Source organism: Nakamurella flava, assembly GCF_005298075.1.
GTDB classification, from domain to species: domain Bacteria; phylum Actinomycetota; class Actinomycetes; order Mycobacteriales; family Nakamurellaceae; genus Nakamurella; species Nakamurella flava.
The window spans coordinates 755517-777136 of sequence record NZ_SZZH01000001.1; the positions used below are offsets into that span (position 1 = coordinate 755517).

Sequence of the window (21620 nt, forward strand, 5' to 3'; positions counted from 1 at the left end):
TTTCCGGGTCCCCCGAGAGACCGGGCAATTCGACCGATCCCGTACCCCGCCGCCGGTTACGATCCCCGCATGATCACCGCGGAGGCCGCCACTGTCCGCGTCGGGGGAGACCACATCCAGCGCTCGTCCGGTGCGCTCTCCCGGGCGCGTCGTTCGGTCGTCGCCCTGACCCTGGCGCTCGGACTGGCGCTGTCCGCCTGCTCCGGGTCGAACAGCAGCCCACCGCCGGACCGGCCCACCGACCCCGCGGCCATCCTGGCCGCGTCGTCCACCGCGATGGCCGGTGTCGACACCGCCCACTTCACCCTCGCCGTCGACGGGACGATTCAGGGCGTCACCATCAGCAAGGCCGACGGTGACCTGACCCGGGGCGGGGACGCCAAGGGCACGGCCACCATCTCCCAGTTCGGCCAGCTCATCGAGGCGCAGTTCGTCCTCAAGGAGAAGCGCCTGTTCATCAAGGGCCCGACCGGCGGGTTCGTCGAGGTGCCGGCCTCGGCCACCGGGTCGCTGTACGATCCGTCGGCCATCCTGGACCCCGCCCGCGGGGTCGCGAATGTCCTGGCCAAGGCCTCCGCGCCGACCCTGGCCTCCTCGGACGGCTCCGCCAGCGTCGTCACCGCGACCGTTCCGCAGGCCGTGGCCGCCGCGCTGGTCCCGGGTCTGCAGTCCGACGTCAACGGCACCTTCACGGTCGCCGCGTCCGGGAACACCTTGACCTCGGCCCGCTTCGACGTCACCGACCAGTCGCTCACCGGGGGGCAGCCGGCGTCGGTGACCGTCGACCTGACCGACCTGAACGCGCCCGTCGACGTCACCGTCCCGTCTTGAGCCACCCGGGTCCGGCAAGTCCGTCCGGCCCGGATCGCGCATCGGCCCCGCCGTCGCGGGCGCGGTCCCGGTGGGCCATCGGCGCCGCCGGTGCGGCGGTCCTGCTCGGCGCGCTCGACGCCTATGTCGTGGTCGGTCTGCTCGTCGAGATGATCGGTGATCTCGGAATCCCGGTGAACCGACTGGAGCGGGCCACGCCCATCGTCTCCGGATACCTGCTCGGCTACGTCGCGGCCATGCCCCTGCTGGGCGCGCTGTCGGACCGCTGGGGGCGACGGACCGTCCTGCAGGCCGCACTGCTGGCCTTCGCCGTGGGATCGACCGTCACCGCGCTGGCCGACTCGGTGGGCCTGGTGGTGACCGGTCGACTGGTCCAGGGCATCGCCGGGGGAGCGCTCCTTCCCGTGACGATGGCCCTGGTCGCCGATCTCCGTACCGGTCGCCGAAGGACGGTGGGCCTCGGGCTCGTCGGTGCCCTGCAGGAGCTGGGCAGCGTGCTCGGCACGCTCTACGGCATCGGGGTGGCCGCGCTGCTCGCGGCCTGGCCGGTGACGGCCGCGATCGAACCGTCCGGCTGGCGCTGGGTGTTCTGGATCAATCTGCCGTTGACCGCGGTGGCCATGGTGCTGATCGCGCTGGCCGTGCCCGGCCGACGGCCGGCCGGGGCAGGGAGTCAGGGTCGACGTGTCGACGGAAGGGTCGTCGGAAGGGTCGACGTCGTCGGGGCCGCCCTGCTGGCCATCGGTCTGGCTCTGCTGGTGGTGGGCCTGCAGAACCCCGATCCGTCGGTGGCCGCCCTGCCGCCCTGGGGGCTCCCGATGCTGGGTGCGGCGGTGGTCGTGCTGGCCGGTTTCGCCGTGTGGGAGCGCCGGGCCAGCGTCCGGCTGTTGACCATCCCGCGGGGCGGCGGCCGGCCGGTGGCCGGGGCGCTGCTGGTGTCGTTCGCCACGGGCGCGGCCCTGCTGACCACCCTGGTCCAGGTCGAGTTGTACGGCCAGACGCTGCTGGGGTTGGACACCGCGGGATCGGCGGGCCTACTGGCCCGGTTCCTGGTGGCCCTGCCGATCGGTGCGGTCGTCGGTGGCGCTGTGGCCGGCCCCTGGGGGGACCGCATCGTCGCCACCCTCGGGCTCGTCGTGGCCGCACTCGGCTTCTGGGCGATGACGGCGTGGCCGGCGAGTACCGACGACCCGGCGGCCGCCGGACCCTGGATGCTCGGCCAGCTCGGGGTGACGGTTTTCGACATCTGGCTGGTGGTGGTCGGTCTCGGGCTGGGGTTCGTCCTGGCACCGGTCTCGGCGGTCGTCCTGCGGTCGGTCGGCGACGACCAGTTGGGGGCCGGCGCGGCGGCGGTGGTGGTCGCGCGGATGGTCGGCATGCTCATCGGGGTGGCCGCCCTCACCGCCTGGGGACTGCATCGGTTCGCGACGATGACCGCGGGTCTGGACACCCCGCTGCCGATCGGGGTCACCGAGCAGGAGTACGCGGTGCAGCTCGCCGACTACCAGGCGCAGGTGCGCGGGGCCCTGACGGTCGAGTACCACGAGATCTTCGGCATCACGTCGGTCGTCTGCGCCGTCGGAGCGCTGCTCGCCGCCGCTCTGCTCGGCCGCCGGGGCGGACCCGCTCGGTCGACAACGGAAACTGTCTCAGACAAGCAAGATTGTCGTTGACAACCATGATTGTCGTTGGCATGCTGTCGGCATGGACCTGCAGGAGATGTACGACTACATCGCCACCCTGCTGAGTGACGCCGCCGTACCACCGGCGGCCGAGCCAACCGAGACCGAGTTCGAGCTCACCCGCATCGCGCTCATCTCGCAGGCCAGGCTCATCCTCGACATCCTCGAGGCGCAGTCGGTGCACGAGCTGCGCAGCTCCCTCCCGCAGACCAGTTACGGCGAGATAGGTGCCGCGCAGGGCATCAGCAAGCAGGCCAGCCGAATCCGGCACACCAAGCTCGAGCAGGTGCTCAAGGTGCACCAGCTCGACGGTCGGCGCCATTCGCTGGCCAAGGCCGTGGTCAGCAGCAAACACCGTCGCGCTGCCCGTCCCGCCCGTCGGGCGAACCGGGAATCCGGCACGGTGTAGGGCCTTCGCGGTGTGCACCGCGTCAGGCGCATGTGGGGCGGCCCCGTCGGCCGTGCCCGTCTCCGTCGTCCTCGTTCGGCGACCGCCGCACGGCGTTCGCTGTCTTTCCCCACCCCAGATGCCGGACACCGGCATCCGATCGAAAGGACCCATCCGTCATGGCCAAGCCCGAGGTCGTGTCCGACCACACCGGAGCCTTCTACGGTGCCGCAGTCGCATTCCTGCTGGTCACCGGGATCTGGAACGCCGCCAACATCCTGCTGTCCGGGATGGCCGTCCAGCAGCAGTGGAATGTCGCGATGGGCATCGTGAGCGCGATGTTCGCGGTGGTCGTGGTCAGCAAGGTGATCCGCGACCGGCAGGAGTCGCAGAAGCTGGTCAACGGCATCCGGCAGGCCCGCTACGAGGAGATGCTGGCCAACGCCCCGGCTCCCGGGCTGGGCCACCTCTGATCATCCAGTGCGGCTCTCGCCCCCGGTTCGCCCGCCCGGTCGCGGGACGAACCGGGGGCGGGTGCGTCTGCGCCTTCGGGTGCACTCGCCCTAGCATCGGGCCATGGAGTTCTGGTGGTGGATCCTGCTGGGCGCGGTCGTCGTCATCAGCGGAACGGTCATCCTGTCGCGGCGGGCAGTGCGTTCCGGTCCCGACCCGACCCAGCTGACGTTCGAGCCGGCGCTGATCGCCGAGATCGAGCAGCTGTGCGCCCAGGGCCGTCAGGTGGAGGCCATCGCGGTGCTCCGTCGGGCCACCGGACTGAACCTGTTGAACGCCAAGGTGATCGTCGATCGCGTGGACCGTCGACGTCGGGAACGCGCCGCGGGCGGCGCCGCATCGACCGGGCGATCCCCGGCGCGAGGGCCGGAACCGGTCGCCCGGGTCGATCCGGCCCCGCCGCCGGTCAGCGAGGGTCCGTCGGTCAGCGAGATCGATCTGGACACCGAGTTGCACGCGCGCGGTCTCGTCGCCGATGGCCGGCGGACGGACGCGGTCAACCTGGTCCGCGCCCGCACCGACTGGGACACCGAACAAGCCGCCCGCTTCGTCGACTCGCTGTAGGGCGGGTCCGGCACCTCGGTCGGGACCGGCCTTCCCGTGCCTGGGGTGCCTCCGCAACCTCGGGCGGCCAGGCGTTCACCCACCTTCGGTACCGGTGATCACGGAAATGATCCATTTGCACCATGTCGTCGCCCGGTCGGGTTTCCTAGGATGATCACGAGCGGGCACTGTGTCCGTTTCGCGATTCGCCCAGGCTTCATCGACGACAAGGCGTGCATGGTGACTGCCGAGCCCGGTGCGGGTGTGTCCGGGGTGATCGTGTGCGGTGGTCACCCCGAGGTCAGGGACGCCATGGTCGCCGCTCTCCTGGCGCGCGGACAGCACGCCGCCGCATTCGAGACCGCAGACGTCAGAAGCGGGGTCGGGCCGCGGACCTCGGCCCTGGTGGTCATCCTGACCCGCTCGGCCGACGAGCTGGACCTGATCGCCTGGGCCGCCGGTTCCCCGGTCCGCGTCGTCGCCGTGCACGGTCCCGCGGACGTCCGCGGACGGGAGGCGGCCCGGCAAGCAGGCGCCGACGTCCTGCTGCCCCGCAGCGGACGGACATCGCCCCTGACGGACGCCCTGCTGGCCCCGATCTCCCGGTCGATCGGTGGGTCGGACCCGGCCGGGCTGCCGGATCAACCGCACGCGGAGGACACACGCTCCGCCCGGCCGACCCGCTGAGCAGCGGCCGGCCGGGCGGAGTAAGGATCGGCGTCAGCGTCCCCAACGCAAGGCCGGAGTGTGGACGGGGGCGTCCCACAGCTCGGTCAGCTCGTCGTCCAGTTTCAGCAGGGTGATCGACATGCCCTGCATCTCCAGGGACGTGAAGTAATTGCCCACCAGCGACCGGGCGACCTCGATGCCCCGCTCGGCCAGGTACGTCCGCGCCGAGTGGTAGGCCAGATACAGCTCCACCGACGGGGTCCCGCCCATGCCGTTGACGAAGAGCAGGGTCTTGTCGCCGCGCTCGAACGGAAGATCCTCGACGACGGAACCCAGCAGCGTGGCCACGATCTCGTCGGCCGAGGTGAGCTTGACCCGCTCGCGACCGGGCTCACCGTGGACGCCGATGCCGATCTCCATCTCGTCGTCCTCCAGGACGAACGACGGCTCGCCTGAGTGCGGCACCGTGCACGCGGTCAGGGCCATGCCCATGGTGCGGACGTTGGCCACCACCCGGCGGGAGATCTCCACGACGGTGTCCAGGTCGTCGCCGCGGGCGGCCGAGGCGCCGGTGATCTTGTACCAGGGGATTGCTCCGGCGACGCCGCGCCGACCGGCCGTGTAGGTGGAGTCCTTGACGGCGACGTCGTCGTCGAGGATGACCGGGACGACCTTGATGTCCTCGGCCTCGGCCAGCTCGGCGGCGGTCTCGAAGTTCAGGATGTCGCCGGTGTAGTTCAGCACCAGGTGGACGACCCCGGCGCCGGCATCCGCGGCCTTGGTGGCGTCGAGGATCTGGTCGGGCGTGGGCGAGGTGAAGACCGCGCCCGGCACGGCGGCGTGCAGGATGCCTTCGCCGACGTAACCGCCGGCCAGTGGCTCGTGCCCGCTGCCGCCGCCGGAGACGACGGCCACCTTGCCGGTGTCCGGGCCGCCGGCGCGGGTCACGAAGTTCGGGTCGAAGTGCACGGTGAGCAGGTCGGCGTGCGCCTCGCCCAGACCCTGCAGCGCTTCCCGCGCCACGTTGGCGGGGTCGTTGATGATCTTCTTCACGGGGTGGTTCCTCCGGTGTCGGTCCTCGTTGACGATCAGATCGTGCGGGTTGGCGGCCGCTCTGTCGACCCCAGAATCACGTGGCGGGAAACCCTCGGTCCGGAATCACCCGGGACGGGGCATTGTTGGACGGTGTGTGGGTCCGGGAACCACCCGGAACGCGAAGGGAGTCCCACCGATGAGTGCTGTCGATACTCAGCGAGCCGTGCTGGCCGGAGGCTGCTTCTGGGGCATGCAGGATCTGATCCGCAAGCAGCCCGGAGTGGTGTCGACCCGGGTCGGCTACACCGGCGGCGACGTGCCGAACGCGACCTACCGCAACCATGGCACCCACGCCGAGGCGATCGAGATCGTCTTCGATCCGGCGGCGACCTCGTACCGCGCGCTGCTGGAGTTCTTCTTCCAGATCCATGACCCGAGCACCCGCAACCGGCAGGGAAACGACGTCGGCATGAGCTACCGGTCGGCCATCTACTACGTCGACGAGGAGCAGAAGACCGTCGCGCTGGACACCATCGCCGACGTCGACGCCTCCGGTCTGTGGCCGGGCAAGGTCGTCACCGAGGTCCGGCCGGTCGGCGACTTCTGGGAGGCCGAGCCGGAGCACCAGGACTACCTGGAGCGCATCCCGTGGGGCTACACCTGCCACTTCCCGCGGCCCAACTGGGTGCTGCCGCGTCGGACCGAGTCGGTCGGCTGACGCGGGTCAGACGGCGAGGGGCGCGGCTGCGGCCTTGGTATCGACCACCTCGGTCCGCAGCCCGCGGCGCACCCGGGGGTGGTCGGTCAGGCTCACCGCCAGGGCGGTCAGCAGTGCCCACAGGACGAAGGCGCTGAACACCAGACCCAGCACCGGAACCCATGCCCCGCCGAGTTCCTCGGCCATCGAGCGCTTCGCCCAGACCTTCCAGGTGAGCACCCCGTTGACACCCAGTCCGATGGCGTACGAGCTGGCGAACGACAGCAGGAACGGCTTCCAGGTGCCGTCGGCGAACCGCGCCCTGAGCGGCTCGACCCGCAGGGGGCTGACCACCGACAGCACGTTTCCTACCCCGAGCCAGACCAGCATCATCGTGACGAGTTCGCCCAGAGCACTGATCAGGGTGTCCGTCGAACCGGACACCCAGGCCAGCAGTGCGGCCAGGACGACCCCGAGCGTCCCGACGATGAGGAACAGGGCGAGGTTCTTGCTGATCAACAGTCGGCCGAGCCGGCGCCCCCTGGACATCGCGTCCCGGACCCGACGGGCGTCCCACGCCAGCGAGTTGGTGCAGACGACCCCGCCGATCACCCCGGACAACGCCAGCAGGGCGAGGTAGGGGGCCTGCTCGACGTTGTCGTCCCAGCTGCTGGCGACGACGAAGGCCAGTGTGGCCAGTCCGATGGCGAAGCTGATGACAAGTTTCATCAGGATCTTGCGGTCGCCGAGGATGGTGGCCATCTCGCGGCGGGTCGAAGCGAAAGCGCCGCGCCCGGTGCTGGCGACGCGTCTGGGCAGTTCACGGGTCGAGCTCCTGGCCCGCTGCACGACCGGAGCGGGTGCATGTGCCGGGGGATTGGCGAGATCGGCCGACCATCCCCGGAGGACCTCGACGCTGGCCTGCAGGACGGCCAGTCGGGCGAGGGCGATGGCGGTGTCCGCGTCGGCCTGCCGCCGCCGGTCCTCGGGACCATCCGCTGCGTTCCCGTCGTCGTGCGGCGGGAGCTGGTCGATCTGCGCCGTCGCGTCGTCCAGGCGTCGTTGCCACACCGGGGACGGTGCCGGCGACAGCGGGTCGGGGTGCCGAAGGGCGGCGCGGGTTCTGCCCAGCTCCCGTTCGGCGCGGTGCAACGCGGCCCGGGTGGCGGCGGCGTCCTGGAACACCAGTGCCCGGGCGGCCTGCTCGGCGCGCTGCCCGGCGAGCACGATCTCCCGCAGACCGTCCGGTGTCGCCACGAGCGCCTCCTCCCGCTGGCCCACCCCCTGGTCGACCCCTCGTATCGTCCCCGGGTCGGCCGGCTGAGCGGTTGATCGACAGGCGCCTTCACTCCATTAGGCCGGCCGCCTGTCGCAGGTCCGCCACGAGGCCGTCGCGCGCGGCCTCGCGTTCGTGGGCGTCCCGCGCCCGCAGGACGGCCGAGGGGTGGATGGTGGCGAGGGCGCGACGGGGTGCGAGGTCCGCGGCGAACGGTCCACTCTCCGGCGGCCAGGTGAGCGGGGAGCCGCGGTGCGCGGAGATGGTGAAGGATGCGCCGAACAACGCCTTGCCCGCCGACGCGCCGAGTGCGACGACGACCCGGGGATCGACGGCGGCGAGTTCGGCGACCAGCCAGGGGGAGCAGGCCGTGATCTGCCCGCGGGTGGGGCTCTGGTGGATGCGGCGTCGCCCGGTGTCGGTGCTCTTCCACCGGAAATGCTTGACCGCATTGGTCACGTAGGCGGTGGACCGGTCGATCCCCGCCTCGGTGAGCACCTCGTCGAGCAGTCGACCGGCCGGCCCGATGAACGGTTCCCCGGCACGGTCCTCGGCGTCGCCCGGTTGCTCGCCGATGAGCATCATGCGGGCGCCGGCTCCACCCGCACCGAACACCGTCTGCGTCGCGTCGCGGAAGAGCTCGCATCCCTGGCAGCCACGCGCCGCCTCGGCCAGCTGGGTCAGATCGGTGGTGTCGGGAACGAACGGTCGCGCCGACGCGGGGGTGGTCATCTCAGTCGTTGGTGACGGCCTCGACCGTTTCGCCGACCTCGGAACCCGCGGTGTGGCGGGCGATGTCGGCCTCGGAGATGATGCCGACGAGTCGACCGTCGTCCATCACCGGCAGGCGCCGGACCTGGTACTCACCCATGGTGGCCAGGACGTCCTCGACCGGGTCGTCGGCACCGATGGTCACGGGTCCGCCTTCGGCGAGTTCCCCGGCCGTCGTGACAGTCGGATCGCCACCGTCGGCGACACACCGCACGACGATGTCCCGATCGGTCACCAGACCGACGAGCGCCCCGTCGGCACCGCAGATCGGCAGTACTCCGACGTCCAGGTCCCGCATCCGCCGGGCCGCCTCGGCCAGGGTCTGCGCTTGCCCGATGCACTCGGGGCCGCTGGTCATGATGTCGCGGGCGGTCTGGACCACGGCGTGCTCCTCCGTCGAAAGGGCTTTGCCGAAGCCCGGTTTCCGGTGGGGAGGGGCCTCAATCATCGGCGCGCGGAGCGTTCGCGGGACGTCCGCAGTGCTGGGCTCATCGGAGTACCGGCGTTGCGCCGAGGCGCGGCGGTGTGCAAGATGGAGTGACATCACCACTGGCTCAACCAGTCGCCAGCAGAATCCTCTCTTGTCTGAACGAGGATCGCCATGGCTCCCTTGATCGATTCCTTGGCCGGTGGGGCAGTTTCGTCCCCTGCGGTCACCACCACGCTGTCCCGCGATGGCGAGGTTCACCAGACGCCCGAATGTCTGGTCGATCTGGCGGCCGCGCAGAACGCCGGTAACGAGGCGGCGCTGCGACGGTGCGAACGGATCACCGTCGAGCGCTACCGGCCGTTGGCCGACCGTATCGCCGGCCGTTACCGCGGACGCGGGGTCGATGACGACGACCTGCGGCAACTCGCCCGCCTGGGCCTGTGCAAGGCCATTCGGCGGTGGCGACCCGACCTGGATCCCACCCTGGTCCAGTTCGCGACGCCGACCATCGAGGGCGAGATCAAGCGGTACTTCCGGGACCACTGTCGGCCGATCCGGATGCCGCGGTCCCTGCAGGAGGACACCGCGATGCACCAGTCGGTGCAGAACGATCTGACGCAGAAGTTGGGCCGGACCCCGCACGACGACGAGATCGCGGTGGCGGCCGGCACCAGTCTGCCCCGGGTCCGCCGGCAGCGGCTCGCCGCTCGGCTGTGTCAGCCGGTGTCGGCGGATTCGCTGACCGGGTCCCGGGTCAGCCGGGTGCCCTGCGAGGCCGCTGATCGTGAGATGAGCCTGCTGGTCGATAATCTCGCGCTCACCGATGTCGTGCAGCAACTGCCCGAGCGGGACCGGCGGGTGCTGGGACTGCGCTTCGTCGACGAGCTCAGTCAGCGCGAGATCGGCGAATGCCTCGGCGTCAGTCAGATGCAGGTGTCCCGCATCCTGCGCTCGATCCTGGATCGGTTGCGCGCCCAGCTCGTTTGACCCGTCGGTACCCGTCGGTACCGGTCGCTCAGGTCGGTACCGACTGCGAGATGCCCGGAGAGCTGGTTCGGCCGGCTCTCCGGGCGTTCGCCGCATCGGTCGGCGAACTAGTTGCGGCGTAGCACGATGGTCGTCCAGCTCGTCCGGCCGCGAATGTCGAGCGTGCCGCCGCCCGGTGCCGTCGGCGGCCCGGCCTTGTCCTTCAGGGTGGACATCGATCCGCCCTGCCAGTCGGTGGTCCGGATGACGGTCGCGCCGTCGACCGTCACCTTCACGGTGCTCCAGGAGGCCGACACGTCGACGACGCAGCCTCCGGTCGGGAAGGGCGAGTGGCTGAAGTCGAGGTCGGCGGACCCCATCGAGCCGACGACGGCCAGCACGGCCGGGATGGACCAGACCCCCCGCCGGCGGACGTTGGTCCAGTCGATGTCGATGGTTTCCGACGGCGTGGTCACCAGGGCGCCTCCGGCAGCGGCCGGCGGTCCGCCGGGGTGCGCGGTGACCGGGAAGAGTCGGTCGGCGGTGGGTAGGTCGTCCAGGACGGGGCGCAGCTCGCCCCGGGTCCGGGCCGCGTAGGCGCGGGTAGACCGTTCCTCGAATTCCTGCAGATCGAGGTAGCCGGCGCCGACCGCGTCGTGGAGCAGGGCGACCGCCCGTTCGCGGTCGGCGGTCCCGACGCGGATGGCAGCGGCAGGGTCGAGGGGGTCGGGGTTTCTCTCCGATCCGGTCATCGGTCCGATGCTACCGAGCGTCCCCCGATCTCGGCGGGGATCCCCGTCCGGCCCCCACCACCATGCGGTGGCCGGTATCGACCCGTCGGGTCCAGCCCCGGGTGTCGAGATGCTCCAAGAGTGGGATCACCACCCGCCGGGTGGTGTCCAGGGCGGTCCGTGCGGCGCTCGTCGTGAAGGGCTGGGGGAGTGCGGCCAGCAGCCGCATGGCCCGCGCCGGCGCGTTGGGCAGCAGAACGACCCCGTCGGGCAGGCGCAGCAGCCGTCCGATGCGTTCGGCCGCGGCCAGTTCGCGGACGCCCAGGCCGAGCGCCGCCAGGTCATCGGCCTCCGGCGCGGCGAAAGGGCTGATCCCGAGCCGGGTCTCGAGCGCGGCGATCGCCTGTTCCGTCGGGCCCAGGCCGACGGGTTCGCGGGTCCGCAGCTGGCCGCCCGACCGCTGCAATCCGCTGGCCACGACCAGTCCAGGCAGCAGCGCTGGATTGGGCAGACCGAGCAGGTCGACGGCCGCGCCCTCGGGGAGCCCGGCCGACAGCGGGTCGGCGGCGAGCACGGTGGTCACGCGGTCGATGAGTCGCCGGGACCAGGTCGCGTGGGTGGCCGCGTCGACCCACCAGCCGGCGCTCGCGACGACACCGTCGGGCGGCTCGGCGGTCTCGGCGTCGAGTATGCCGAGTCGGAGCAGCTCTGCCGGTCGGACGGCCCCCCGACGGCGTACCTCGAACGCCGGGTCGCCGGCGACGGGAAGGGTGCGCAGCGCCGCCGCTCGTCGGGTCCCGTCACCCCGGCGTCGCAGGGCCGGCGGGTCGGCGTCGAGAATCCGCACCCCGCCGACGATGCCGCGGGACGGCTCCCGCAGGACCATCCGGTCACCGAGGGTCAGGGGTAGCGGCCGGTCCAGTACCAGCCGGCCGTGGTCGTCGTCGAACGGTCGCAGTCGGGCCGGCCGGGCGGCCGTGCCGACGTGCACGGTCAGGGTGGCCGGAACGTCGGTCAGGGCCGGTCCGGTGACCCGGCGGACGTCGACCGTGGTGGTGATCGGCCAGGCCTCCGGGGTGAGGAGCGTGTCGCCCCGGCCCACCTGGTTCGCGGCGGCGCCCCGGACGTTGACCCCGACACGGTTGACCGGGGCGATCTCCGGTTGCGGACCGCCGCGGGTTTGCAGGCCGCGCACGGTGACGTCCCGGGCGCCGTCGGCCGTCCAGAGTTCCATCCGGTCGCCGCGCCGCAGGGTGCCGGCCGCGAGGGTGCCGGTCACCACGGTGCCCGCCCCGGTGACGGGGAAGGACCGGTCGATCCACAGGCGGACCCGCCCGCCCGCCGGTGGCTCGGGAACCCCGTCGAGGACGTCGTCCAGCGCCTGTCGCACGAGGTCGAGCCCGCGGGCGGAGTCCGGTGGTCCCGGCAGCGCCAGGTGCACCGCCGGGGCGCCGGCCAACCCGGTGGTGGCGAGGGCCTCCCTGGCCTGGGCGAGGGCCCGGGCGCCACCGTCGGCCGCGCGGTCGGCGCGGGTGATCGCGATCAGGCCGTGCCCGATGCCGAGCGCGGCGACGGCGTCCCGGTGGTCGTCCGACTGCGCCCGCCAGCCCTCGTCGGCGGCGACCACGAAACACACCACCGGTGTGGGCCCGAGGCCGGCCAGCATGTTGCCGAGAAACCTCTCGTGGCCGGGGACGTCGACGAAGGCCACCGGCCGCCCGGACGGCAGGGTCGTCCAGGCAAAGCCGAGGTCGATGGTCAGCCCGCGGCGGCGTTCCTCGGCCCAGCGGTCGGGTTCCATCCCGGTCAGGGCCCGGACCAGTGTGCTCTTGCCGTGGTCGACGTGACCGGCGGTGGCGACGACGAACACCCGGTCCTCAGTCCTGGCCCGGGCGCAGCGCCCGGCGGACGGCCGTCGTCAACCGTCCGTCGTCCGCTTCCGGGACGCAGCGCAGATCGAGCAGGCAGGCTCCGTCGTGGACGCGGGGCAGGACGGCGGGCGTCCCGGTCCGCAGCCGGGCGGCGACGTCTTCGGGCAGGCGCACCGCCCAGCCCGGGAGAGGGACGCCGGGCGCGCCGCCCCCGCCGACCCGGCCGTCGTGGGGCACGACCGTCCCGCCCACGGCCCGGGCCATCCGCTCGGTCCGCTCGCGCAGGGCATCGGGGTCGGCGTGCAGCGCCTGGGTGACCGGCGGTGGTGTTCCGTCCAGGGTGGCCGCCAACGCGGCGAGCGCCAGCTTGTCGGCGCGGACGGCTCGGGCCAGCGGGTGGCGGGCCAGGCGGTCCACCAGGTCCCTCCGGCCGAGCACGATCCCGGCCTGCGGTCCGCCCAGCAGCTTGTCCCCGCTGGCGGTGACCAGATCGGCCCCGTCCAGGAGTGCCCGTGTGGCGTCCGGCTCGTCGGGCAGCAGCGGATCGGCCCGCAGTTGGCCACTGCCGATGTCGACGACGAGGGGCACATCGTGTTCGCGGGCGAGGGCGGCCAGATCGGGAACGTCGACGGCTGCGGTGAACCCGGCAATCCGGAAGTTGCTCGGATGCACCTTGAGCAGGCATCCGGTGTCCGGGCCGATGGCGTCGGCGTAGTCCCGCAGGTGGGTGCGGTTGGTGCTGCCGACTTCGCGCAACCGCGCACCGGCACTGGCGATGAGGTCGAAAAGCCGGAACCCGGCGCCGATCTCGACGAGCTCACCGCGGCTGACGACCACGTCGCGGCCAGCGGCCAGGGCGGTGGTGGCCAGCACCAGGGCCGCCGCGCCGTTGTTGACGACCAGCGCGTCCGCCGCCGCGGGGCAGGCGGCCAGCAGCGCCGAACGGGTGCCCGCGCCACGCCGGGAGCGGGTGCCGGACGTCAGGTCGAGCTCGACATCGGTGTAGCCGGCGGCGTCGACCACGGCCTGCACCGCGGCCGCGGACAAGGGAGCGCGACCGAGGTTGGTGTGCACGATCACCCCGGTGGCGTTCAGGACCGCGGTCGGACCGGTCGGTCTCGCGGCGGCGGCTGCGTCGAGGTCTGCGGCCACCTGTGTCGTGACGTCCTCCGGGGCCAGTTCGCCGCGCCGGGCCCGGTCCTGGACGTTCCGCACGACGGAGCGGACGACGACGTCGCCGAGCCGTTCGCGCTGAGCGATCACCTCGGGCCGGGCGAGCAGTCCGTCGGTCCGCGGGATGCGCCGGCGCGGGTCGGGGTCGGCGGGCTGCTCGGTCACCCGGTCATTCTGCGACGTCCGGGGCCCGGAAGTGGCGGAGGCGGACGGGAATCGAACCCGCCAGGCCGAGATACTCGACCTCATCGGTGTTGAAGACCGTGGGGACCACCAGGAACCCGGACGCCTCCGCGCCCCGGCCACGGTAGCCGACCCGCCGCGCCCGCGGGTCCGCAGTCATAGCCTGGGCCCATGGACACCACGACGGGACCGGACGGCCGGCGACTGACCGGGTACGCGCACGGTGGGGGGTGCGCCTGCAAGATCCCGGCCGGCGAACTGGAGGACGCGGTCCGCGATCTGATCGGCCCCACGTCGGACGAGGTGCTGGTCGGCCTGGACACCGGGGACGACGCGGCGGTCGTGCGCCTGGGCCCGGATGCGGGCGCCGCGGTGGTGTCGACCGCCGACTTCTTCACCCCGGTGGTCGACGACGCCTACGACTGGGGCCGCATCGCCGCGGCCAACGCGCTGTCCGACGTCTACGCGATGGGGGGTCGGCCCATCGTCGCGATCAACCTGGTCGGCTGGCCGCGGGGCGTGCTGCCGATGGAACTGCTCACCGAGGTGCTGCGCGGCGGACAGGCCGTGGCCGGTGTCGCCGGGTGCCCGCTCATCGGTGGCCACACCATCGACACCCCCGAGCCCGTCTACGGTCTCGCCGTCACGGGGATCGCCGATCCGCACCGTCTGCTGCGCAACGACGCCGCCACGGCGGGTCTGCCCCTCACGCTGACCAAGCCGCTGGGCGTCGGCATCCTGAACAACCGGCACAAGCAGACGGGGGAGACCTTCCCCGAGGCCGTCGATCTCATGACGACGCTGAACCGGGAGGCCTCGCAGGCGGCCCTGGCCGCCGGCGTCACGGCGGCGACGGACGTCACCGGGTTCGGGCTCCTGGGTCACCTGTACAAGATGGTGCGGGCGTCCGGCGTCGGCGCGGTCGTGGAGCGGTCGGCGGTCCCGGTGCTCGAGGCGGCCCGGGCTTCGCTGCGACAGGGCTTCGTACCCGGGGGATCTCGGCGCAACCTCGACTGGGTGCGACCGCAGCTGACCAGTGGCGCCGACGTCAGCGAGGACGACCTGATCTTGCTGGCCGACGCGCAGACCTCCGGGGGACTGCTGGTCGTCGGTGAACTGCCCGGCCATCCGGTGATCGGGCATACCGTCGCCGGGTCGGGTGTCCGGGTGGTCTGACCGATCAGGCGGCGACGCCGGCCGGTTCGGAGACCGAATCGGCGCCGACCAGATCACGGTGGACCAGGGCGGCGTAGCGCCCATGACGAGCCATCAGCTCGTCGTGCGTGCCGGTCTCGACGATCCGCCCACAATCCAGCACGACGATGACGTCAGCCTCGCGGACCGTGGAAAGACGGTGGGCGATGGTCAGTGTGGTGCGTCCCTGGGTGAGACCGTCGAGCGCGGCCGTCACCGCGGCCTCGGTCCGCGTGTCCAGGGCGCTGGTCGCCTCGTCGAGGACGAGGATCGGCGGGTTGCGCAGGATCATCCGGGCGATGGCCAGCCGCTGCTTCTCGCCACCGGAGAACCGGTAGCCCCGTTCGCCGACCACGGTCTGATAGCCCTGCGGCAGCGCGACGATGAGATCGTGGATCTGCGCAGCCCTTGCGGCCGCGACGAGATTGGCGTCGCTGGCGTCCGGCCGCGCGAATCGCAGGTTGTCGGCAATGGACGCGTGCAGCAGATAAGCCTCCTGCGAGACGACGCCCACCACCGAGGCCAGGTCGGCCAACCGCAGCTCGCGCAGGTCGATGCCGTCCAGGGTCACCGTCCCGCCGGTCGGGTCGTAAAGGCGGGCGGCCAGGTAGCCCAGCGTCGTCTTGCCCGAGCCGGTTGAACCGACCACGGCGACATGCTGTCCGGCCGGGACGGTCAGGTCGATGTCGGCAAGGGTCGTCGCGTCGGTGCCGGGATAGGAGAAGGTGACACCGTCGAAGCGGAGTTGTCCGGGGCCGTGCGGCAGGGGGGACGGCGAGGTGGGTTCGTCGATCTCGACGGGGAGGTCGAGATAGTCGAAGACCCGCCGGAACATCGCCATCGACGTCTGCAGGTCCACCCCGGCGCGCAACAGCGAGATCATCGGGCGGAAGAGCTGGGCCTGCAGGGTGGTGAAGGCGACGAGGGTGCCGATGGACACCGGTCCGGTGCTGCCGGCGACGGTGAACGCGGCCGCCAGGTAGATGACGGCCGGCAGCACGGCGACGATCATGCTGATGCTGGACTGCCGCCAGCGTCCCGTGGTCGCCGCTCGCACCTCGAGATCGGCCAGCTCGCCGGACGTCTCGGTGAACCGGTCGCGCAGGGTCGCACCGCGTCCCATGGTCTTGGTGAGCAGGATGCCGGACACCGACAGCGATTCCGAGACCTGGCTGGACAGGTCGGCCATTCGTTCCTGTCGGACGGTCGCGATCTGCCGGCGCATCCCGCCGACACGGCGGGAGATGAGCACGAAGACGGGCACCAGGACCAGCGAGACGAGGGTCAGTTTCCAGTCCAGGGCGAGCATGGCGACCAGGGTGGCGATGACGGTGGTGCCGGAGGAGACGACCGTGGTCACCGTGCTGGTCACCGTCGCCTGCATCGCCACGATGTCACCGGCGATGCGCGACTGGATCTCGCCGGTGCGCGTGCGCGTGTAGAAGCCGAGCGAGAGTCGTTGCAGGTGGCCGTACACCGCGGTGCGCAGGCGATGCATGACGGACTGACCGACCAGGGTGGACTGGCGGGACTGGATGACGTCGAGCACGGTGGTGCCGATCGCGATGGCGATCAGGCCGGCGGTCAGCAGCGCGGTGAGGGCGGTGTCGCGGCTCGGCAGCGAGACGTCGAGGATCTCGCGGAGCAGGAACGGGGAGGCCACCGAGATCAGCGCAGAGGCGACGATGAGGGCGGCCACCACCATCAGTCGCCCCCGGTGCTCGGAGAACAGGGCCAGGATGCGGCTGATGTCGCCGGGTCGCCGGGACCGGCCGATGGGAGCGGCGAGGCGGGGGGACCGGGGTGATCGGGGGGAATGGCGCACTGGGGTCGTCACAGGCGCTCCTTTCGTCTAGGGTTTTCGCATGTCCTGAGTATGCCTCATAGTGAGGTGAGCTCACAATGAGGAACCCTCATGATATGGATTACCTGGTCCGAAGGAGGATGGCGTGGTCGACGGGCCGACGGAGGTCAGTGCGGCAGAGCTGGCGGAACGGGTCATGCAGATCGCCCATCGGATCCGTCGGTCGGCCTCGGCCGGGTTGGCGCCGCTGCAGATGACGCCGGCCCAGAGTCGGGCGCTCCGGGTTGTCGCCCGGGCCGAGGCTCCGATTCGGATGGGGGAGATTGCCGCCCGTCTCGACGTGGTCCCACGGTCCGCGACCGGGCTCGTCGAAGCGTTGGAATCCGCCGGACTGGTCGAGCGGACGGTCGACCCGGCCAACCGGCGTTCGGTGCTGGTCAGTCTCAGCGAGCAGGGGACGAGCATCCTGCGGGAGATGACCCAGGCGCGGGCGGCCACCGCCGAGGTCGTCTTCGGCGTCCTCGACCCGGGCGAACGGACGCAGCTGGCGGCCCTGCTGCATCGTGTGGTGGCGGTGTCCGACGAGGAGCCGGCGGGGTCGGAGCGCTGAACGGGTCTGTCGTCAGGACGGTGAACGGCCCCAGTGCTCCAGCGCCTGGATGGCTGCACGCAGGGCCAGTCCGCGATCAGTGAGGGCGTAGGCGCGCGTGTTGTGCTTCAGCGGCAGGCGGGTCAGCACGCCGGCCGCCTCCAGTTCCCGCAGCCGCGTGGCCAGGATGTTGGTCGGCACCCCGAGGTCGCGGTGCAGATCGCCGTACCGCTGGGGGCCGTCGAGCAACCGGCCCACGATGAGCAGCGCCCACCGCGCTCCGACGACTTCCAGTGCCGCGGCCAGGTCGTTCATGCGGTCGGCGCGGTGTCCGCCTTCATCCAGAACGGCGAGTAGTGGTAGCCGTCCGGGTCGTCGAACTGGCGCTGATACATGAAGGGGTAGTCGTCGGTGTCTCCGATCCGTCCGCCGGCCGCCCCGGCCCGCTCCACGATGGCGTCGACCGCCTCGGGGCTGTCCAGGTCGAAGGAGACGGTGACCTTCGACGGCGTGTCGGGGCCGCCCACCAGGTCCTCCGATCCGCCGACGCTGGCGTACATCTGGTGACTCCCGAGCATCACGTACTGGTCGGGAGCGATGGCGAAGCAGGACACGTTGTGATCGGACATCTCCGTGTTGAGGGTCCACCCGAGGGCCGTGTAGAACGCGGTCGCACGCTCGACATCGGCGACGGGGCAGGTGATGAAGAGGCTCATGACATGACACTTGCAAAAAGCAAGTGACGCGTCAAGACCGCTACGGGTTTTCGTCGGTCATCCGGACCCGGTCATCAGCGCGGCGATCCGCTCTCCGATCATCACCGCGGTCGCCGCCGGACCGCGGGAGGGCGTGAACGGCAGGATCGAGGTATCGGCCACCCGCAGGCCCGTGACCCCGTGCACCCGCCCGTTCTGGTCGACGACGGCGCCGTCCGCCGGGTCCGGCCCCATCCGGCAGGTGCCGCCGCCGTGGATGGCGGTGGCCAGGTGGGCGGCGATCCAGTCGTCGAGACACCCACGGTGGTGCAGGATCTCGTCGTCGATCCCGATGCCTTGGACGAGTGGCCGCATGGCCTCGGTGCGCAGCAACCGCACGGCAGTCCGCACCGCATCGCGCAGCCTCCGGCGATCCGACGCATGCTCCAGGTAGTGGTAGTCGATCCGCGGCGCAGCGGTGGGATCCGGGGAGACGGTGGTGACCGCGCCTCGGGAGTGCGGCCGTTGCAGGGCCAGGAACAGCGTCAGATCGGCGGTGGTGCCCTCCCTCGGCACGCCCATGATGTCGGGCAGGGGCCGGAGGAACGGCAGGATCTCCAGATCGGCCTCGTCGGCCCCCGCCTCACCGCAGTGCAGGACGCACTGCAGGAAGTCGCGTCCCGCCGCGGGTGCCGTCGGCCGGAGCGAGACGTCCAGGCGGATTTGCGGGTGATCGGTGAGGTTTCGTCCTACGCCTGGGAGGTCCACCATCGGCGGGATGCCGACCCGCTCCAGATCGGCCCGGGGGCCGATGCCGGACAGCATGAGCAGGTGCGGGGACATGAACGCCCCGGCGGCGAGCACGACCTCCGGGGCTTCGATCATCCGGACCGCGCCGGCGTGCTGCACCTCGACGCCGGTCACGGCCGCGCCGGTCAGTGCGAGCCGCCTGACCACGACGTCTCCGCGGACGGTGAGGTTGGGTCGACCCAGTGCCGGTATGACGTAGGTCAGACCGGTGTTCATCCGGATGCCGTCGACGGCGTTCATCGGGAGCGGCCCGACTCCGGGGGACTGCTCGCCGTTCTTGTCGGGCTCCCAGGGGTGGCCCAGTTCCCGACAGGCCGCGACGAACGCCGCCGTCACCGCCGTATGGTCCCGATCGGGCACCCGTCCGACGGGCACCGGACCGGTGCCGCCGTGCAGGGGCGTCTCGCCGAGGTCGAGGTCGGTCTCCAGGCGCCGGAAAAACGGCAGCACCGCCTCGTACGACCACGCGGGATTGCCGGCGGCGGCGTAGGCGTCGAAGTCCCGGCGCCGACCGCGGATGAAGTAGGTCCCGTTGAGCGTCGTCGAGCCGCCGAGGATGCGGCCCCGGGCCACCGTGGTGGAGACGGTGGGAGTGAGGTGACCGGCGAACGCCCAGTTATGGGTGTGGTCCGGGATCGCGCCGGTCAGTCGGGAGGCATCGAGCAGGTCGGCGGGGAAACCCGCCGTCGTGGTGGGGGTCGGCCCGGCCTCGAGCAGCAGCACGGTTCGCCGGGAGTCCTCGGACAGCCGGACCGCCAACGGAGCGCCTGACGCGCCGGCTCCGACGACGATGACGTCGTACCTCATGCCGCGCAGTCTGCCCCGTCCGGTGGTGACGAGCAGGCCTACCGCACCGTGATGATCGAGTCGTCGGCGGCGCCGGTGCCGCTTCGCCCGTCCGGCAGCCCGGATTGCAGTGTGCGGAAGAGGATGTCCAGCATCCGGTGCGGTTGTTCCTGCTCGGCGGCGAGGAGGTAGCCCTCGATGACGAGAGTGGCGACCAGATTTGCGGTCTCGACGTTCAGTGGCGACGACCGGCTGATCGACCCCGCCAGTCGACCCCGGTGTCCCCGCCAGGTCCGCTGCCAGACCGCGTAAAGGGCCGGGGTCTGCTCGACCAGGTTGCGGAAGCGGGTGAATTCCACGTCGTCGTCCCGTCGGGTCGTGGCTGCGCGTGAGGTCAGGAACCAGTCCCGCAGGGCTTCCAGAACGTCGACCCCCTCCGGCCGCCCCTCGACAGCGCGGGTCAGCGAAAGGATGACGGTCTCGTCCTCGTCGAAGACCAACGACTCCTTGCCGGGGAAGTGGGCGAACAGGGTGGCCACGGCGACGTCGGCCCGCTCGGCGACGTCCCGGACGCTCACCGCGTCGTAACCGCGTTCGGTGAACAGCTGTACCGCGGCGTCGGCGATCGCGGCCTTGGTGACTGCCTTCTTTCGCTCGCGCCGCCCGATCGGGCGGTCGGCTCGATCGGCGCTCGACGGATCTGACATGCCTCGACCCTAGGGCACCGGCACTCCTTCTTGTACTCTCTCTAAAATCAGAACCATTCTGACTTTAGCGGCCATCAACCTGGAGGTCCCCCGCATGAGCCCCACCACTGTCGGCAGCAACCCGGCCCGCATCGTGATCGTCGGCGCCGGCCCGGGAGGTCTGGTCTGCGCACGCATCCTGCAGCGGCACGGCATTACGGTGACCGTCCTCGAGCGTGACCGCGACGAGTCCGCACGCAACCAGGGCGGAACGCTGGACCTGCATCCGGACGACGGTCAGCTGGCATTGCGCGAGGCCGGCCTGCTCGACGACTTCTTCGCCCTCGCCCGTCTCGAGGGGCAGGAGATGCGACAACTCGCCCCCGACGGTGAACTGCTCGTGCGGCGGCTGCCCGAGCCGGGTGAGACCTCCGCGCCGGAGATCGACCGGGGGCAGTTGCGGGGGCTGCTGCTGCACTCCCTGGAACCCGGGACCGTCCAGTGGGGTCGTGCCGTCCAGACCGTGGTCGACCACCAGAACGGCTCCGCGACCGTCCTTCTCGACGATGAAACCGCCATCGAGGCCGATCTTGTCGTCGGAGCCGACGGCGGCAATTCCCGTGTTCGCCCGGCCGTGTCCGACGCCGTCCCGGTCTATTCGGGGGTCGACTTCCTGGAGGCCTGGTACGACGACGTCGATCGCCGGCACCCCGAGATCGCGGACCTGGTCGGCCAGGGGAGCGCGATGGTCGGTGACGCCGACGGGGCGTTGTTCGCGCAACGCAACAGCGGGGGTCACCTCCGGGTCTACATCATCCGCCGCCGACCACTCGACTGGATGGCGCGCCACGGTCTGCGCCCCGGGGACACCGACGGCATCCGCGCCCAGCTGCTCCGCGACTTCGACGGTTGGTCGCCCGAGGTGCTGCGGTTCATCACTGCCAACGACGGCGCGTACGTCGATCGGCCGCTGTTCGTCCTGCCGGCTCCACACAGCTGGCCGCGGTCGACGTCGGTCACGCTGGTCGGCGACGCCGCCCACCTGATGCCGCCGGCCGGGGTGGGGGTCAATCTCGCCCTGCTGGACGGGTGCGATCTCGCGCTGGCCCTGGTCCGGACGGCCACCGTTGCCGAGGCCATCGCCGCCTACGAGGCCACGATGCTGCCCCGGTCCGCCGCAATGGCCACAGCCCTGGACGGGCACGCCGATTTCCTCCTCGATGACGGCCGGCAGCCCGGCGGACGGGAGCCGGGCGACGTCAGTCCGCAGGCGGTGTCGGCGGGAAGACGGTAGGAC

The 21620-nt window shown here is 71.4% G+C and carries 23 protein-coding genes and 1 tRNA gene; 11 read left to right on the forward strand and 13 right to left on the reverse strand.

Annotated features, from left to right (window positions below; translation table 11 throughout):
* The first annotated feature begins 69 nt into the window (after positions 1 to 69).
* The 6 genes from FDO65_RS03380 to FDO65_RS03405 all read left to right on the forward strand — a co-directional run bounded on the left by FDO65_RS03380 (position 70) and on the right by FDO65_RS03405 (position 4644).
* Positions 70 to 831: an LppX_LprAFG lipoprotein gene (locus tag FDO65_RS03380; protein WP_137448037.1), complete on the forward strand. Its 762-nt coding sequence runs from the start codon at positions 70 to 72 to the stop codon at positions 829 to 831.
* Positions 828 to 2504, forward strand: coding sequence for an MFS transporter (locus FDO65_RS03385; RefSeq protein ID WP_137448038.1), 1677 nt, complete (start codon positions 828 to 830; stop codon positions 2502 to 2504). The genes FDO65_RS03380 and FDO65_RS03385 overlap by 4 nt, the downstream gene beginning before the upstream one ends.
* A 31-nt stretch (positions 2505 to 2535) precedes the next feature.
* The gene (locus tag FDO65_RS03390) at positions 2536 to 2922 is read left to right on the forward strand and encodes a hypothetical protein (protein WP_137448039.1); all 387 of its coding nucleotides are present in this window, start codon (positions 2536 to 2538) and stop codon (positions 2920 to 2922) included.
* A gap of 158 nt (positions 2923 to 3080) precedes the next feature.
* Positions 3081 to 3374, forward strand: a complete 294-nt coding sequence (locus FDO65_RS03395; protein WP_137448040.1) for a hypothetical protein — start codon at positions 3081 to 3083, stop codon at positions 3372 to 3374.
* Positions 3375 to 3477: 103 nt separating this feature from the next.
* Positions 3478 to 3978, forward strand: coding sequence for a hypothetical protein (locus FDO65_RS03400; protein WP_137448041.1), 501 nt, complete (start codon positions 3478 to 3480; stop codon positions 3976 to 3978).
* Between the two features lie 216 nt (positions 3979 to 4194).
* A complete protein-coding gene (locus FDO65_RS03405; protein ID WP_137448042.1) occupies positions 4195 to 4644 on the forward strand; it encodes a hypothetical protein in 450 nt (149 codons plus the stop codon).
* A 33-nt stretch (positions 4645 to 4677) separates the two neighbouring features.
* On the opposite strand, the gene dhaK is transcribed toward FDO65_RS03405, so the two are convergent.
* Positions 4678 to 5679 (reverse strand): dihydroxyacetone kinase subunit DhaK, encoded by a 1002-nt coding sequence (dhaK, locus tag FDO65_RS03410; protein ID WP_137448043.1) that lies wholly within the window; start codon positions 5677 to 5679, stop codon positions 4678 to 4680.
* 178 nt (positions 5680 to 5857) lie between these two features.
* On the opposite strand from dhaK, the gene msrA reads away from it, so the two are divergent.
* Positions 5858 to 6379, forward strand: coding sequence for a peptide-methionine (S)-S-oxide reductase MsrA (gene msrA, locus FDO65_RS03415; protein WP_137448044.1), 522 nt, complete (start codon positions 5858 to 5860; stop codon positions 6377 to 6379).
* A 6-nt stretch (positions 6380 to 6385) separates the two neighbouring features.
* On the opposite strand, the gene FDO65_RS03420 is transcribed toward msrA, so the two are convergent.
* From FDO65_RS03420 to FDO65_RS03430, 3 genes are all read right to left on the reverse strand, one after another.
* Positions 6386 to 7615 (reverse strand): hypothetical protein, encoded by a 1230-nt coding sequence (locus FDO65_RS03420; protein WP_137448045.1) that lies wholly within the window; start codon positions 7613 to 7615, stop codon positions 6386 to 6388.
* Positions 7616 to 7703: 88 nt separating this feature from the next.
* Positions 7704 to 8366 (reverse strand): UdgX family uracil-DNA binding protein, encoded by a 663-nt coding sequence (locus tag FDO65_RS03425; RefSeq protein ID WP_137448046.1) that lies wholly within the window; start codon positions 8364 to 8366, stop codon positions 7704 to 7706.
* Between the two features lies 1 nt (position 8367).
* Complete coding sequence (locus FDO65_RS03430; protein WP_205849754.1) at positions 8368 to 8787, reverse strand: CBS domain-containing protein; 420 nt, start codon at positions 8785 to 8787, stop codon at positions 8368 to 8370.
* A 219-nt stretch (positions 8788 to 9006) separates the two neighbouring features.
* Between FDO65_RS03430 and FDO65_RS03435 the strand changes: the two genes are divergently transcribed.
* Positions 9007 to 9822, forward strand: a complete 816-nt coding sequence (locus tag FDO65_RS03435; protein ID WP_137448048.1) for a sigma-70 family RNA polymerase sigma factor — start codon at positions 9007 to 9009, stop codon at positions 9820 to 9822.
* A gap of 107 nt (positions 9823 to 9929) precedes the next feature.
* On the opposite strand, the gene FDO65_RS03440 is transcribed toward FDO65_RS03435, so the two are convergent.
* The 4 genes from FDO65_RS03440 to FDO65_RS03455 all read right to left on the reverse strand — a co-directional run bounded on the left by FDO65_RS03440 (position 9930) and on the right by FDO65_RS03455 (position 13869).
* Positions 9930 to 10553: a DUF1707 SHOCT-like domain-containing protein gene (locus FDO65_RS03440; RefSeq protein ID WP_137448049.1), complete on the reverse strand. Its 624-nt coding sequence runs from the start codon at positions 10551 to 10553 to the stop codon at positions 9930 to 9932.
* A 10-nt stretch (positions 10554 to 10563) separates the two neighbouring features.
* On the reverse strand, positions 10564 to 12402 hold the full coding sequence (gene selB / locus FDO65_RS03445; protein WP_137448050.1) for a selenocysteine-specific translation elongation factor: 1839 nt from the start codon (positions 12400 to 12402) through the stop codon (positions 10564 to 10566).
* A gap of 7 nt (positions 12403 to 12409) precedes the next feature.
* Entirely contained in the window at positions 12410 to 13741 is a 1332-nt protein-coding gene (gene selA, locus FDO65_RS03450) for an L-seryl-tRNA(Sec) selenium transferase (protein ID WP_137448051.1), read from the reverse strand.
* Positions 13742 to 13773: 32 nt separating this feature from the next.
* Positions 13774 to 13869 (reverse strand) — tRNA-Sec (locus FDO65_RS03455).
* 61 nt (positions 13870 to 13930) lie between these two features.
* Between FDO65_RS03455 and selD the strand changes: the two genes are divergently transcribed.
* Positions 13931 to 14935, forward strand: coding sequence for a selenide, water dikinase SelD (selD, locus tag FDO65_RS03460; protein WP_137448052.1), 1005 nt, complete (start codon positions 13931 to 13933; stop codon positions 14933 to 14935).
* A 4-nt stretch (positions 14936 to 14939) separates the two neighbouring features.
* Here the strand turns inward: selD and FDO65_RS03465 are convergent, their stop codons facing one another.
* The gene (locus FDO65_RS03465) at positions 14940 to 16790 is read right to left on the reverse strand and encodes an ABC transporter ATP-binding protein (protein WP_276606804.1); all 1851 of its coding nucleotides are present in this window, start codon (positions 16788 to 16790) and stop codon (positions 14940 to 14942) included.
* Between the two features lie 112 nt (positions 16791 to 16902).
* On the opposite strand from FDO65_RS03465, the gene FDO65_RS03470 reads away from it, so the two are divergent.
* Positions 16903 to 17367, forward strand: a complete 465-nt coding sequence (locus FDO65_RS03470) for a MarR family winged helix-turn-helix transcriptional regulator (RefSeq protein WP_205849755.1) — start codon at positions 16903 to 16905, stop codon at positions 17365 to 17367.
* 12 nt (positions 17368 to 17379) lie between these two features.
* Here FDO65_RS03470 and FDO65_RS03475 read toward each other — a convergent pair whose 3' ends face one another.
* From FDO65_RS03475 to FDO65_RS03490, 4 genes are read right to left on the reverse strand one after another with little or no spacing between them, the layout of a single operon-like run.
* Positions 17380 to 17661 carry a winged helix-turn-helix transcriptional regulator gene (locus FDO65_RS03475; protein ID WP_137448053.1) on the reverse strand — a complete coding sequence of 94 codons (282 nt, stop codon included), beginning with the start codon at positions 17659 to 17661 and terminating at the stop codon, positions 17380 to 17382.
* Positions 17658 to 18062 carry a VOC family protein gene (locus tag FDO65_RS03480; RefSeq protein WP_137448054.1) on the reverse strand — a complete coding sequence of 135 codons (405 nt, stop codon included), beginning with the start codon at positions 18060 to 18062 and terminating at the stop codon, positions 17658 to 17660. Before FDO65_RS03480 ends, FDO65_RS03475 begins: the two co-directional genes overlap by 4 nt.
* A gap of 57 nt (positions 18063 to 18119) precedes the next feature.
* Positions 18120 to 19658, reverse strand: coding sequence for a mycofactocin dehydrogenase MftG (gene mftG / locus FDO65_RS03485; RefSeq protein ID WP_137448055.1), 1539 nt, complete (start codon positions 19656 to 19658; stop codon positions 18120 to 18122).
* A gap of 38 nt (positions 19659 to 19696) precedes the next feature.
* Positions 19697 to 20344: a TetR/AcrR family transcriptional regulator gene (locus FDO65_RS03490; RefSeq protein ID WP_137448056.1), complete on the reverse strand. Its 648-nt coding sequence runs from the start codon at positions 20342 to 20344 to the stop codon at positions 19697 to 19699.
* A gap of 94 nt (positions 20345 to 20438) precedes the next feature.
* Between FDO65_RS03490 and FDO65_RS03495 the strand changes: the two genes are divergently transcribed.
* A complete protein-coding gene (locus FDO65_RS03495) occupies positions 20439 to 21617 on the forward strand; it encodes an FAD-dependent oxidoreductase (RefSeq protein WP_137448057.1) in 1179 nt (392 codons plus the stop codon).
* The last annotated feature ends 3 nt before the right edge of the window (positions 21618 to 21620 follow it).